The following is a 14,142-nucleotide window of genomic DNA, read 5'->3' on the forward strand; positions in this document are numbered from 1 at the left end:
TACCGTCGTTCGCATGACTCAGCAGGGGGTGCGACGGAGCGCGGACCGGGTGCCGACCCCGGCACCTGACGCCGCCTCACGCAGCGCGGACGGCGGATTCGGAGAGCGGGCGGAGGAGCGGAAGACGGAGGAGAGAGCAGGGCGGAAACGGGACTCCGGCGGCCCGGCAGACCCCGAGGCGGCCCGACGCCGGGCAGAGCGCCGTGAGCAACGGGTGACAGCGGGCGTGACCGAGCTGGAACAGCGCCTGGCGGACCTGCTGCGCGGCGGTCTGGCCTCGGCCGAACAGGCGAGGTACACGCTGTGGGAGGAGACCGCCGCCCGCATGGTCGACGCACAGGCACCCGGACTTGCGGCGAAAGTAAGGGAGTTGGGTGCGATACCCGCCTCCGGACCCGACTGGCCGACCAGACTCCTGGAGGAGTGCGCCCTGCTGCACCTCCTCGGCCAGGGCTGGCTGCACCGCGACCAACTTCCCGACGCCCTCGCGGCAACGGTCCGCTCCCGGCTCGGCCTGCCCGCCTCCGCCGACGGCCCACCGCTGCGCGACCGCTGGCTGGTCCTCGCCCAGTACGACACCGCCGACGCGAAACTGACGACCCGCCGCATCTGGCTGCACGGCACCGGCTCCGGCCACACCCGGCTGCTCCTCTCCTACGGCGCCGCCGGACGCGCCCCCGAGCTGTCCCTGCCGGTCGGCCACACCCTGGAGGCGGACCTGACCGGTTACCCGGGCGCGGGGCAGCTCCGCGCCGCGCTGGGCGAGCGGTACGCCCCGCCCACCCCGGCCACCGTCCGCCCCAACGGTCTGACCACCGCGCAGGCGACCGCCCGCTACGGCGACGCGCTGCGCGAGGACCCCTGGCTCGACAGGGTCCCGGTCATCCTGGCCGGGGTCATACCGGTGCCGGACGAACGCCCGGGCTCCTGGCAACTGACCGACGCGGATGCGGACCCGAAGACCGACCCCGCATCCGCCACGGCACTCCCCCTGACCCCGACCTGCCTCACCCGCCCCGGCCTCTGGCGGCTGATCGCCCTCTCCGGCGGCACCCCACTCACCGTCTTCGGCGAGCTGGGCCACCGAGGCTTCACCCCGCTCACCGCCTGGCCCGCACACCACCCCGGCACCCCGGTGACGCTGCACTGACCCCGCCGCCGCACTGCCCCCGCCCACACGGAAGGGAACCCCGATGCACGAGACGACGGCCACCACCGCACCTTCCTGGGACGACCTCCTCACCACCGCCCTGCTCGGCACCGACCGCCGCCCTGTGCCCGCAGCCACAGCCACAGCCCCACCCGCACCCGCACCCGCACCCGCACCCGCACCCAACGACGCCCGCCCCGCGCCCCTCAGCCTGCTCGACGCCGCCGCCATGGCGACCGTCCGACGCCGGGCCGGTCTCCGCGCCGGACCCGCCGCACCGCGCCCCGAACCCGCCCCCGCCGACCCACGCCCGCCCCTCCCCGCCCGCGCCGCCCACAGACTCGCGGCCCTCCTCACCGACCGCTCCACCGCGGGCACCCGACGCGGCAGCACCCCCGACCTCACCGAACTCCTCCCCCAGTGGCTCGCGGCAGCCAACACATACGGCTACGCCCCGCCCCCGCACCTGCTGCCCGCCCTCCTCGACGCCGCCCGGGGCCGGACCGATCTCCGCCCGGCGACACTGGAGTTCGCGGGTCCGAGAGCCCTGTGGCTCGCCCGGCTGAACCCGGACTGGAGATTCGCCCGCCGTACAGCTCCCGGAGGCTCCGCCCTGCCCGACCCCGAGGACAGCGAGGCCGTACGACACCTCTGGCAGGAGGGTCTGTTCGCCGAGCGGGTCGCCGTACTGACAGCCGTACGCACCCACGCCCCCTCAAAGGCAAAGGAGTTGCTGGAGTCCACCTGGTCCACCGAGCGTGCCGAGGACCGCCTGATGTTCCTCGACTCGCTGCGCACGAACCTCTCTGCAGCCGACGAACCCTTTCTGGAACGGGGCTTGGCTGATCGCAGCCGCAACGTACGTGCCATAGCCGCCGAGTTGCTGTCCGCCCTCCCCGGCTCCGCCCTCGCCGCGCGCATGGCGGAACGCGCCCTGACCTGTGTGGCCCTCGACCACACGGGCGCGGAACCCACCGTCGCCGTAGAGGCACCGCACGTCTGCGACGCGGGCATGGAGCGGGACGGGGTGTCGGCCACGCCGCCGAAGGGGCAGGGGGAACGGTCCTGGTGGCTGGGTCAGTTGGTGGAGGCGGCGCCGCTCGGGGTGTGGTCGGCGCGGCTCGGGGGCCGTACCCCGGAGGAGATCGTGGCGCTGCCCGTGGCCGACGGCTGGCAGGAGGAGCTGCACGCGGCGTGGTGCCGGGCGGCGGTGCGGCAGGGGGACGCGGAGTGGGCGAGGGCGCTGCTCGGCGCGCCCGCCGCGCCGGAGTCGGGCGGTCCAGGTGCCGTCTCCCTCGCGGACCGGACGAGACTGCTGGCCACGCTGGCAGCGGACGAGCGCGCCACCTGGGTGGCCGGGTTCATCGCCCGGCACGGTCTGTCGGAGGCGTTCCAGTTGCTCGGCGCGTGCGCGGTGCCGTGGGCGCCGTCGCTCGGCAGGGCGGTGGTGGACGCGCTCGACATCGCGCGGAAGGCGGGCAGTTACCCGTGGAGCTTCAGCGGGGTGATGGGTCTGGCCGAGCGCTGCCTCGACCCGGCGGAGACCACCCGTCTGGACGCCCTGCTGGCGCGCCCCGAAGAGCGCGAGGACGGTCGGCCGGGCGCCGGGGGCTACTGGGCGGAGGCGTTCCAGCGGCTCGCCACCACCCTGCGGCTGCGCACGGCGATGGCAGCGGAGCTGATACCCGAAGGAGCGTGAAAGCGCTGGTCAGCCGCCCGACGCCGCAGGCTGCCGCGCGTTCTCCCGCACCCACTCCACGATCGCCCCGGTCGTCGCGCCCGGGGTGAAGATCGCCGCGACCCCCTTCTCGCGCAGCGGCGCGATGTCCTCCTCGGGGATGATGCCGCCGCCGAAGACGAGGATGTCCGCGGCGTCACGCTCCTTGAGGAGGTCGATAACGGCGGCGAAGAGCGTGTTGTGGGCGCCCGAGAGGATCGACAGCCCGATGGCGTCGGCGTCCTCCTGGATCGCGGTGGTGACGATCTGCTCCGGCGTCTGGTGGAGACCGGTGTAGATGACCTCCATACCGGCGTCGCGCAGCGCCCGCGCGATCACCTTGGCCCCGCGATCGTGGCCGTCGAGCCCCGGCTTGGCCACCACCACGCGGATCGGACCGGCTGCCACACCCATCACTGCCTCCATCGAGCCACCGGAAGCGGCCGCTTCCGTCATACCGACAAGTACCGCATCTCTGGCACGTTCCGCCACCGTCGCGAAGTGAACGAACGTTATCGCCAGGATCCCGCAACCGGCAGTTTTACGACCGGCGGGGAGGGGGAAATCACATAGTGGGACATGAGGGCGCGCGGGGGACAGAGACGCCTCCCGCGCGCCGACAGGAGGTCGGCCAATGAAGGTCACCGGAGTATTTCCGCTCTTCCTCCCCGTCTGCCGCCGCCTCTGGCCCGGCAGATTGGCCTCTCTGTCCGTCACGCTGCTCAAAGCCACCGCGCTCGAAGCCGCGATCCTCGCGGGACACGTGCTGCTGTATCCGACCGGTCTCACACAGGAGCGGCGCCAGGCCGCCCTGCCCGCACCGGACGGCGCCGCCCGGCTCCCCGTCCCGGCGGGCCCGCCGGTCATCCTGCTACACGGCTTCATCGACAACCGTTCGGTGTTCGTGCTCCTGCGCCGCAGCCTCGCGCAGCACGGCCGCCAGCGCGTCGAATCGCTCAATTACTCGCCGCTGACCTGCGACATCCGCACGGCCGCCGAGCTGCTCGCCCGCCATGTGGAGGAGATCTGCGAGCGCACCGGCAGCAGGCAGATAGACATCGTGGGCCACAGCCTGGGCGGTCTGATCGCGCGCTACTACGTGCAGTGCCTCGGCGGTGACCTGCGGGTTCGCACCCTGGTCACCCTCGGCACGCCGCACGCGGGCACCCGCGCGATACCGCTGGCCAACGCCCACCCCATCGTCCGGCAGATGCGTCCGGACTCCGCGGTCATCGAGGAGCTGTCCCGTCCGGCGCCCGGTTGCCGCACGCGGTTCGTGAGCTTCTGGAGCGACCTGGACTCCGTGATGGACCCGCTGGAGGCGGCCTGCGTCGAGCACCCCGACCTGGACGCGCTCAACGTCCGCGTCACGGGCATCGGCCATCTCGCCCTCCCCGTCCACCCCGCCGTGGCCGCCGGGATACGGGACGCCCTGGACGCCGAGTCCGCCGCGAAGCGCGAGGCGGGCGGTCTGACGGTGGCCTGACCACGGTCCGGGACACGCGCGAGAGGCGGCGGCGAGCGACCCGTCGAGGAAGCGCTTCGGGTCGAACACGCACCGTTACGAACTGCGCCCCCGCTCCCCGAGCCGGAGATCCGGTCCTTCGAGACCGACCACGGCGTCGCACTGCCCACGGGATGCCTGACCGCCCTGTGAACGCGCGTCGCACCGACCGCCCTCGCCCGCGACCGCCCCACCGGCATCGGAAACAGCCGTGACACAGCCCGCGCACAGGTGACACAACGTCACTCACCATCGAACATTCTTCGAACACAAAGCCAAACTCGCGTCCTCGACCCCCGAAACACGGCCGAATGCCCGTTTCCCGCCGCCGCGAAACCGGCGGAAGATTGTGGCGCCCGTGTACCGCCGGGTACAGTCGCCGCACTGCTCTGGCAGCCCCTGTTGTCGAGGCGAAAGAGAAGTTGGTGAACGACCGTCACCCGTCGGGGACCATGACCTCCCCGGCCCCGGCTTCCGACGCCTCCACCGCGCACTACGCGCCGTACGGAGCCCCGGAAGTCCCGTACGACGACCTCACCACCTACAGCGGCTACGACGCCACTGGTTTCGCGGTGGGCACGGGCCAGACCGGAGCCTTCCCCGCCGACGCGTACTACGGCGTCCCCACAGGTGCCCCGACCGGCGGCTACGACACCTCCGCCTGGCAGACCGGCTACGACCACGACCCGTACGCCACCCAGCACCACGCCGTCCCCGACACCGGCGCCTACGACACCACCGCCTGGCAGGTCCCCGCGCAGGCGACCGGACACGACGTCAGCGGACAGTGGGACGCGAGCGCCTGGCTCCAGACCGACGGCGCGCCGGGCCACGACCAGACCCAGCAGTGGGACTGGAACGCGCAGAGCTACGACACCGGCGCCTACGACGCCACGCAGTGGAACTCCGACGGCGGCGCGGCGAACGGCCACCAGGAACACCACGAACACCAGGCGCACCACGAACACCAGGCGCCGTACGACCCGCAGGACCACGCCTCGTACGACCACACCGCCGCCTTCGAGCAGCGGACCGACCACCACTCCCCCTATGGCGACGACGCCGCGATGGCGGAGTTCGGGGAGACGGCCCTGCCCGAGGAGGAGTCGGACTCCACCGGCGAACTGCCCGTCGTGCCCGACCTCCTGGACGACCAGGAGGAGACCGTACCGGCGCCCCGGACGGGCGGTCGCGCGGCGAACCGCTCCAGACGCCGTACGCCCGCCAAGCGCTCGGCCCTGCTGACGGTCGCCGTGCCCTCGGTCTGTGTGATGGGCGTGGCCGGGATCGCCGCGGCGTCGGTCGGCAACCTCACCGACGACGCCCAGGAGACCAGCGCGACCGCCTCGGACGCGCACACGGTGAAGCCGTCCGTCGCCAACAGCAAGCTGGACAGCCAGCTCAAGACGCTCTCCGCCGGGGTAGACGACTTCACCGACCGGGCGAGCCGCACGCAGGAGCGCATCGACCTCAAGGCGCAGCAGGCGCAGGAGAAGAAAGAAGCCGCCGCCGAGGCGGCGCGCAAGGAGCGGCTGCGCCCCAAGTTCGTGCTCCCGGTGGCCCAGAAGGGTCTGAGCGCCTACTTCGGCCAGGCGGGTGTGAACTGGATGTCCGTCCACACCGGCATCGACTTCCCCGTCTCCTACGGCACCACCGTGATGGCGGCGACCGACGGCGTCGTCTCCACCAAGTGGAACAGCGCCTACGGCAACATGATGATCATCACGGCCAAGGACGGCACCGAGACCTGGTACTGCCACCTCTCCAGCTACCGCGTCGCCAGCGGTACGGCCGTCAAGGCCGGCCAGCCGGTCGCCTTCTCCGGCAACTCGGGCAACTCCACCGGTCCGCACCTGCACTTCGAGGTGCGCCCGGGCGGCGGCGCGGCAATCGACCCGCTGCCGTGGCTGCGCAGCCACGGGCTCGACCCGACCTGATCGCCCCCGACTCACAGAACGAGCCCCCGCCTCGAAGGCGGGGGCTCACTCGTCTACGGCGTCGTCCGCGGCCTCGTCTGCGGCTCCCCGTTCGGCTACAGCTTCTCGACCGGCGCGTACCGCAGCAGCAGCCGCTTGGCGTTGCCGCCGCCGAAGTCGATCGTGGCCTGCGCCTTGTCGCCCGCACCGGCCACCGCGACGACCGTGCCGAGCCCGAACTGGTCGTGCGTGACCCGGTCCCCGACCGCCAGCGCCACCACCGGCTTCTCCGAGGCGCGACGGGTGGCGAACCCGGACGCGCCCGCCGCCGACGAACGCGAGCGGGAGGAGGAGAGCGAGGACGCGATCGAGCCCGCCCGGGAGGACGGCGGCGCGGCAGCCGCACCCGTGCGCTTCCACTCGACGTGGGTGGCCGGGATCTCCTCCAGGAAACGGGAGGGCGGGTTGTACGAGGGCTGGCCCCAGGCGCTGCGCATCGACGCGCGCGTGAGGTAGAGCCGCTCACGGGCGCGCGTGATGCCGACGTACGCCAGGCGCCGCTCCTCCTCCAGCTCCTTGACCTGGCCGAGGGCGCGCATGTGCGGGAACACGCCGTCCTCCATGCCGGTCAGGAAGACGACCGGGAACTCCAGTCCCTTGGCGGTGTGCAGGGTCATCAGGGTGATGACGCCGTCGCCGTCCTCTTCGTCGGGGATCTGGTCGGAGTCCGCGACGAGGGCGACCTTCTCCAGGAAATCGGCCAGGGTGCCCTGGTCCTCGCCGTCCTCGCGCTCCTGCTCGAACTCCAGCGCCACGGCGGCGAGTTCCTGGAGGTTCTCGATGCGGGTCTCGTCCTGCGGGTCGGTGGACGCCTGCAACTCGGCCAGGTATCCGGTGCGTTCGAGGACCGCCTCCAGGACGGTGGCCGGTCCGGCGCCGGACTCGACGATCGTGCGCAGGTCCTCCATCAGCGTGTTGAACCGCTTGACCGCGTTGGTGGAGCGCGCGGCCATGCCGTACGCCTCGTCCACGCGCTTCAGCGCCTGCGGGAAGCTGATCTTCTCGCGCTGGGCGAGGGCGTCGATCATCGCCTCGGCGCGCTCGCCGATGCCGCGCTTGGGCACGTTGAGGATGCGGCGCATCGGCACCGAGTCCTCGGGGTTGGCGAGGACGCGCAGGTAGGCCAGGACGTCCCGGACCTCCTTGCGCTCGTAGAAGCGGACGCCGCCGACGACCTTGTAGGGCAGTCCGACGCGGATGAAGATCTCCTCGAAGACACGGGACTGGGCGTTGGTGCGGTAGAACACCGCGACGTCCCCCGCCTTGGCGTCGCCCGCGTCGGTGAGACGGTCTATCTCCTCGGCGACGAACTGGGCCTCGTCGTGCTCGTTGTCCGCGACGTAGCCGACGATGCCCGCGCCCTGGCCCGCGTTGGTCCACAGGTTCTTCGGGCGGCGGGACTCGTTGCGCTCGATGACCGCGTTGGCGGCGGAGAGGATGGTCTGCGTGGAGCGGTAGTTCTGCTCCAGCAGGATCGTCGTCGCGTTCGGGTAGTCCTCCTCGAACTGGAGGATGTTGCGGATCGTCGCGCCCCGGAAGGCGTAGATCGACTGGTCCGCGTCACCGACGACACACAGCTCGGCGGGCGGCAGGTCGGCGTCGCTCGGCGGCACGTCCTCATCGTGGGCGCCCGTGCCGACCAGCTCGCGCACCAGCGCGTACTGGGCGTGGTTGGTGTCCTGGTACTCGTCGACCATGACGTGCCGGAAGCGGCGGCGGTAGTGCTCGGCCACGTCCGGGAAGGCGCGCAGCAGGTTGACCGTCGTCATGATCAGGTCGTCGAAGTCGAGCGCGTTGGCCTCGCGCAGCCGCGACTGGTAGAGCGCGTACGCCTGGGCGAGAGTCTTCTCGAAGCCGTCGGTGGCCTGGGCGGCGAAGTCCTCCTCGTCGATCAGCTCGTTCTTGAGGTTGCTGATCTTGGCGCTGAAGGACTTGGGCGGATAGCGCTTGGGGTCGAGGTCCAGATCGCGGCAGACCAGGGCCATCAGGCGCTTGCTGTCCGCCGCGTCGTAGATCGAGAACGACGAGGTGAAGCCGAGCTTCTTCGACTCGCGGCGCAGGATGCGGACGCAGGCGCTGTGGAAGGTCATGACCCACATCGCGTTCGCGCGCGGACCGACGAGCTGCTCGACGCGCTCCTTCATCTCGCCCGCGGCCTTGTTGGTGAAGGTGATCGCGAGGATCTGACCCGGGTGCACATGGCGCTCGGCGAGGAGGTGGGCGATGCGGTGGGTCAGCACCCGCGTCTTGCCGGAACCGGCGCCCGCGACGATGAGCAGCGGGGAGCCCGCGTGCACGACCGCGGCACGCTGGTTCTCGTTCAGCCCGTCCAGGAGGGCCGCCGCGTCGATCGCGGGGCGCGGGGCGCCGTCGCGGTAGTGCGCGTCGCGGTCCGGGGGCAGGTCGAACTTCCCGCCGAACAGATCGTCCGGAACCTGCTCCGGAGCGTGCTCGTCCTCGGGCGGTGGGGGCTGTTCCTCGTGGCCGTGCGGGGCCTGGAGGTCCGCCAGGAAGCTGTCGTCAAAGAGGCTGCTCATCGCTCTACGAGTCTAGGGCGCCCCACCGACAACCGGTCCCCACGTGAGGAACCCGGTCGGAATTCCGGGGAGTTGATCTCGGTGGAGCGGCGGTGGAACGGCGTATGGGCCTGGTCGCAGCGGGCCGGGGTGATGTGGCACACGTCGGCGCGGACCCGGTCGGGCGGGGATTTCGGGCGCGCGTCCTTTCGAGCCCCACGCGCGCGTGCCCTCCGGTCCGGGGCGGTACCGCTCCCTAGCATCGGGGCATGTCCGGCATCTCAGGTCTGCGTGCGTGGTGGTGGGAACGCCCTCCGGCGGCGGGTACCGCCGTGATGGCGACCGCCGTCGTCTCGATCGGGCTGCGGCTGGCCGGCGCAGAGACGGTGTCCCTGATCTTCCTGGCGCTCGCCAGCGTCGGCTGGCTCGCCCTGGGCGCCGCTTTCGCCCTGCGACTGGCTCGGCGGCGGGAGCGCTGGCTGACCGAGGCCCGCACCCCAGGCGCGCTGACCGCCGTGGCCGCGACGGCGGTGCTCGGCACCCGGTTCGCGCTGCTCGGCTGGTCCGTCCTCGCCGAGGCGCTGCTGGCGCTGGCGGCGCTGTTCTGGCCGGTGCTGCTCTACGTCGTCACCCGGCACTGGGGTCATCGCATGCCCGGAGCGGTGTTCCTGTGTTGTGTGGCCACACAGGCGCTCGCGGTACTGGCCGCCACGCTCGCCGGAACCGAGGCGGTGGCGTGGCTCGCCCACACCGCGCTGGTGCTGTTCGGGGTGGGGCTGCTGCTCTACGGTCTCGCCCTGCCGCGTTTCGATCCGCGCGAGCTGACGCGGGGACCCGGCGACCACTGGATCGCGGGCGGCGCACTGTCCATCTCGGCGCTGGCCGGAGCCCGGCTGATCGCCGCCGACAGCCCGCGGCTGTATCTGTGGAACCTGGACGACAGCGGCGTCCTGCGCGATGTGACGGTCGCCCTGCTCGTCCTCGACCTGGCCTGGTACGCCGTCCTGCTGGTGGCGGAGCTGGCGCGCCCGCGTCCGCGCTACGGCCTCGGACGCTGGGCGACGGTCTTCTCGATGGGGATGACGGGGGCGACGGTGCTGGCGGTCGCGGCGGCCCTGCACGTCGACTGGCTGCGGGTGCCGGGCCGGGTGCTGGTGTGGGTGTCGTTCGCGGTGTGGCTCGCGGCCGCCGCGGGCGCGGTGCTCGCGGCGCGGTCCGGGACCCGGGGCGGTCAGGACGACGGCCCCGAGGGGTCCGGCGTCACGTCCACAGCACGGCGATGAAGATGTTCGCCGTGGTCAGCGCGCCGACCAGGGCGAAGGAACCCTTGTCGACCTTCTCCTCGTCACGCTTCACATAAACCAGGCCGAGGATCACGATCAGCAGGGCCAGCTTGATGCCGATCTTGATGGTGTTGACGTGGTGACCCTGTGCCTCGTTGAGGCCGACCAGGACCACGCCGGTGACCAGCATGGTGAACGCGCCGTGCAGCATCCCCGGGACGAAGCGGGCGGTGCCCCGGCCCATCGCCTTCATCTGGGTGAGGAAACCGCCGAGCAGCGCGGCGATGCCGATGATGTGCAGGCCGACGAAGAGATGGATGAGTACGTCCATGCTCCGGAGCCTAGCGGGGGTGTGCCGTAGCACCTCTCCCGCCCCATGTGTCCGCAATGCGCTCATCGGTCACCAGGCTGCGCGAAGGCGGCGCCTCCACTTCGGCGGACCGGTCGTAAACGGTCTCGATCCGGTCTGTCACGGACAATTCCGCACACCCGTTACCAAGCTGTCACACACCCGCCTAGCGTCCTCCCCCAGGTGACCGGCTCCCCACGCCGCCCGGACCAGGGGCGGCAGCCGGACACCACCGCCGAGGAACGTCCGGTGGCCGCCCGTCTCCCCTGTGCGGGCGGGCACCGGACACCGGCCGCTCGAGTCGTACGGGTCCTCGGCCGTACGAGTCCAGGGAAGGACGTGACGGTCCAGGTGGCAACGCACCGGAGGCCCCGACATCGCTCGCTGGGTGGCAACACCGCCCGCACGGCCGCGACCCTCGCCCTCGCGGGGGCGGCGACCGCGACAGCCTTCGAGGGAGTCGGCCACGCCGAGCCCCAGCTCACCCCGGCGCAGGTCAGGACCAGAGTGGACACGCTGTACCGGGAGGCGGAGAACGCCACCGAGAAGTACAACGGCGCCAAGGAGAAGGCGGACGCGGCGCAGCGGCGGCTGAACACGCTGCACGACGAGACCGCCCGCAGGCAGGACCGGCTGAACACCGCCCGCGACGCCCTCGGCACCTACGCCGCCGCGCAGTACCGCGACGGCTCCATCTCGCCCACCTGGCAGCTCGCCCTCTCCAGCGACCCCGACCGCTATCTGGACGGCGCCGCCCTTGCCGAGCGCGTCGGCGACCAGCAGACCGGTGCCGTCAGCCGGGTGCGCACCCAGCTCCGCGAGATCGAGCAGTTGCGCGGCGCCGCCCGCGTGGAGCTGAAGTCGCTGCGCGCCCGCCAGGCGGAGCTGAAGCGGCAGAAGAAGACAGTCACCACGAAGCTGCACGAGGCCCAGCGGCTCCTGAACCGGCTCACCCCCCGCGAGCGGAAGCAGGTCACCCACACTGCCCCGACCCACGCCGGTCGCGCCACCACGGCCGCCCGCCCGGTCGGTGCGCACACCCCGCGCAACGGCACCGCCGGAACCGGCACGGCGAAGACGCCCGCCGCCCCGGCCGTCGCCACCGGCTCCCGCGCCGCCGCGGCCGTCGCCTACGCCTACCGCAAGCTCGGCAGCCCCTACGTCTGGGGCGCCACCGGTCCCCACGCCTTCGACTGCTCGGGACTCGTCCAGGCCGCCTACCGCTCCGCCGGGATCTCCCTCCCCCGCACCACCTACGCCCAGATCAACGCCGGACGGCGCGTCTCGCGCTCCCAGCTCCGCCCCGGTGACCTGGTGTTCTTCTACTCCGGCGTCAGTCACGTGGGGCTCTACATCGGGGGCGGCAAGATGATCCACGCCCCGAATCCCTCGGCGCCGGTGCGCATCGCGCCGATCAGTCAGATGCCGTTCGCGGGGGCGACACGGGTGGCGTGACGCCGCCGCCCGCGCGCCGCTGCGGCTCCACGAGGCGCCGGACCCGGCCTGACGGACCGGGCACGGGCACGGGCACGGCTCAGACCAGGCGGCGCGCCGTCGCCCAGCGGGTCAGCTCGTGGCGGTTGGACAACTGGAGCTTGCGCAGGACCGCCGAGACGTGGGACTCGACCGTCTTCACCGAGATGTAGAGCTGCTTGGCGATCTCCTTGTAGGCGTAGCCCCGGGCGATCAGGCGCAGCACCTCGCGTTCCCGCTGGGTGAGGCGGTCCATGTCCTCGTCGACCGGCGGGGCGTCGGTGGACGCGAAGGCGTCCAGGACGAACCCGGCCAGGCGCGGGGAGAAGACCGCGTCGCCCTCCTGGACCCGGAAGATCGAGGCGACGAGGTCGGTGCCGGTGATCGTCTTGGTGACATAGCCCCGGGCGCCGCCCCGGATCACCCCGATCACGTCCTCCGCCGCGTCCGACACGGACAGCGCGAGGAACCGCACCGGCCGCTCCGGGTCTGCCATCAGCGCGGCGCTGCGGCGCAGCACCTCGACTCCGCCGCCGCCGGGCAGATGGACGTCGAGCAGGACCACCTCGGGCCGCGTCGCGGTGATCACGGCGACCGCCTGGTCGACGTCCGCGGCCTCACCGACCACCTCGACCCCGGTCCGCTCGGTCTGCCCGATCTCCGCCTGGACACCCGTGCGGAACATCCGGTGGTCGTCCACGAGCACCACCCGCACCCGGCGGTCCGCACCGCCCCCGGCGTCGCGTCCGGGACCGGCCGCCTCCGCCGCCCCCGCCGTGCCGTTCGTCTCGGTCGCCTCGCTCATGCCGTCTTCTCCGCCCTCTCCATCTCCAGCTCGACCTCCGTGCCGCCGTCCGGCACCGACCGCAGCCGGGCCGTGCCGCCGTTGCGCTCCATACGGCCGATGATCGATTCTCTGACCCCCATGCGGTCCGCGGGTATCGAGTCGAGGTCGAAACCTGGCCCGCGGTCGCGGACGGACACGAACACCGTCCTCCCCTCGACCTCCGCGTACACCTGCACGGGACCGCCGTCGCCACCGTACTTGGCGGCGTTCACCATCGCCTCGCGCGCGGCCTGCATCTGCGCGGACGTCCTCTCGTCCAGCGGGCAGTCGCCGACCACGACCACCTCTATGGGCACGCCGTGCTTGTCCTCGACCTCGGCGGCGCTGCGCCGGACTGCCTCCGCGACCGTGTCCGGCTCGTCGGCCTCGTCCTTGCCGGTGCCCTCCGGTTTGTACAGCCAGGTGCGCAGGTCGCGCTCCTGGGCGCGGGCCAGGCGGCGCACCTCGCCCGCGTTGTCGGCGTTGCGCTGGATCAGGGTCAGGGTGTGCAGCACGGAGTCGTGGACGTGAGCGGCGACCTCGGCGCGCTCCTGGGCCCTGATGCGCATCAGGCGCTCCTCGGAGAGGTCCTGGGTGACCCGGACGAGATAGGGGCCGGCGAGCAGCGTGATACCGACCAGGACGGCGAGCGCCGCCTGGAACACCGCGCCGAGGTGGGCCGCGGAGCCCTGCATGACGAATATGGCGGACACCCCGGCCGTGACCAGCAGCACGCCCACGCCCGCGCGGAGCAGGGTGAGGGTGCGCCGTCTGCTGCCGACCTCGACCCAGCGGGCCCGGCGGGCGTTGTCCGCCTGCCGCCAGACCAGGGCGACACCGGCCGCGACCAGGACGGTCGGCAGGAGGTACGCCTTCGCCGTGTTGGTCACGTTGACGCTGCCCACGAAGACCATCGACACGATGACCATGAGCAGCAGGGCGACCATCTGCCCCTTGTCCGGCTTGCGCGCCACGAGTCGGCGGCGGCCGTCCGGGGAGGTCTCGGTGCCGACGAGCGAGGACGGCTTGTGGGCGCCCACGCCGCCGACGCCGAGCGGCACGAAGAACCAGAACGCGGCGTAGAGCAGCGCGCCCAGTCCGTTGGCCATGAACAGACCGACGAAGGCGAGCCGCACCCACACCACGGGCAGCCCGAGGTGCCCGGCGAGCCCCCGCGCCACTCCCCCGAGCCAGCGGCCGTCACCGCTGCGGTAGAGCTTGCGCGGCGGCCGCGGGTCTTCGAGGGGCAGTGCTGCGGCTTCCGGCATGTCATCGATGGTCACACGGCCGTGGCAGCGGGTCATCAGGGTCGGCCCCCGAGACTCCCCTGATCTTCGCTCGGGGTACC

The 14,142-nt window shown here is 72.2% G+C and carries 11 protein-coding genes; 6 read left to right on the forward strand and 5 right to left on the reverse strand.

Annotated features, from left to right (window positions below; translation table 11 throughout):
- The first annotated feature begins 13 nt into the window (after positions 1–13).
- Positions 14–1,150 carry a hypothetical protein gene (locus IF655_RS19350; RefSeq protein ID WP_199586161.1) on the forward strand — a complete coding sequence of 379 codons (1,137 nt, stop codon included), beginning with the start codon at positions 14–16 and terminating at the stop codon, positions 1,148–1,150.
- Positions 1,151–1,193: 43 nt separating this feature from the next.
- Positions 1,194–2,849, forward strand: coding sequence for a DUF5691 domain-containing protein (locus IF655_RS19355; RefSeq protein WP_199586162.1), 1,656 nt, complete (start codon positions 1,194–1,196; stop codon positions 2,847–2,849).
- A gap of 9 nt (positions 2,850–2,858) precedes the next feature.
- Here the strand turns inward: IF655_RS19355 and IF655_RS19360 are convergent, their stop codons facing one another.
- The gene (locus IF655_RS19360) at positions 2,859–3,281 is read right to left on the reverse strand and encodes a cobalamin B12-binding domain-containing protein (RefSeq protein ID WP_199586163.1); all 423 of its coding nucleotides are present in this window, start codon (positions 3,279–3,281) and stop codon (positions 2,859–2,861) included.
- Positions 3,282–3,501: 220 nt separating this feature from the next.
- Between IF655_RS19360 and IF655_RS19365 the strand changes: the two genes are divergently transcribed.
- Complete coding sequence (locus tag IF655_RS19365; protein WP_199586164.1) at positions 3,502–4,353, forward strand: triacylglycerol lipase; 852 nt, start codon at positions 3,502–3,504, stop codon at positions 4,351–4,353.
- Positions 4,354–4,823: 470 nt separating this feature from the next.
- Positions 4,824–6,308 (forward strand): M23 family metallopeptidase, encoded by a 1,485-nt coding sequence (locus tag IF655_RS19370; protein WP_242488829.1) that lies wholly within the window; start codon positions 4,824–4,826, stop codon positions 6,306–6,308.
- Positions 6,309–6,403: 95 nt separating this feature from the next.
- Here IF655_RS19370 and pcrA read toward each other — a convergent pair whose 3' ends face one another.
- Complete coding sequence (pcrA, locus tag IF655_RS19375; protein ID WP_199586166.1) at positions 6,404–8,884, reverse strand: DNA helicase PcrA; 2,481 nt, start codon at positions 8,882–8,884, stop codon at positions 6,404–6,406.
- Positions 8,885–9,132: 248 nt separating this feature from the next.
- Here pcrA and IF655_RS19380 point away from each other — a divergent pair, with 248 nt between their 5' ends.
- Positions 9,133–10,146 (forward strand): hypothetical protein, encoded by a 1,014-nt coding sequence (locus IF655_RS19380; protein WP_199586167.1) that lies wholly within the window; start codon positions 9,133–9,135, stop codon positions 10,144–10,146.
- Here the strand turns inward: IF655_RS19380 and IF655_RS19385 are convergent.
- Positions 10,124–10,477, reverse strand: coding sequence for a hypothetical protein (locus IF655_RS19385; RefSeq protein ID WP_199586168.1), 354 nt, complete (start codon positions 10,475–10,477; stop codon positions 10,124–10,126). The two genes, IF655_RS19380 and IF655_RS19385, sit on opposite strands and share 23 nt — an antisense overlap.
- 369 nt (positions 10,478–10,846) lie before the next feature.
- Between IF655_RS19385 and IF655_RS19390 the strand changes: the two genes are divergently transcribed.
- A complete protein-coding gene (locus IF655_RS19390) occupies positions 10,847–11,950 on the forward strand; it encodes a C40 family peptidase (RefSeq protein WP_199586169.1) in 1,104 nt (367 codons plus the stop codon).
- 79 nt (positions 11,951–12,029) lie between these two features.
- Here the strand turns inward: IF655_RS19390 and IF655_RS19395 are convergent, their stop codons facing one another.
- Positions 12,030–12,773 carry a response regulator transcription factor gene (locus tag IF655_RS19395; protein ID WP_199586170.1) on the reverse strand — a complete coding sequence of 248 codons (744 nt, stop codon included), beginning with the start codon at positions 12,771–12,773 and terminating at the stop codon, positions 12,030–12,032.
- The gene (locus tag IF655_RS19400) at positions 12,770–14,062 is read right to left on the reverse strand and encodes an ATP-binding protein (protein WP_199586171.1); all 1,293 of its coding nucleotides are present in this window, start codon (positions 14,060–14,062) and stop codon (positions 12,770–12,772) included. The genes IF655_RS19395 and IF655_RS19400 overlap by 4 nt, the downstream gene beginning before the upstream one ends.
- Between the last annotated feature and the right edge of the window lie 80 nt (positions 14,063–14,142).

The sequence above is a fragment of the Streptomyces sp. DSM 110735 genome, from assembly GCF_016482685.1.
Taxonomy (GTDB): Bacteria; Actinomycetota; Actinomycetes; order Streptomycetales; family Streptomycetaceae; genus Streptomyces.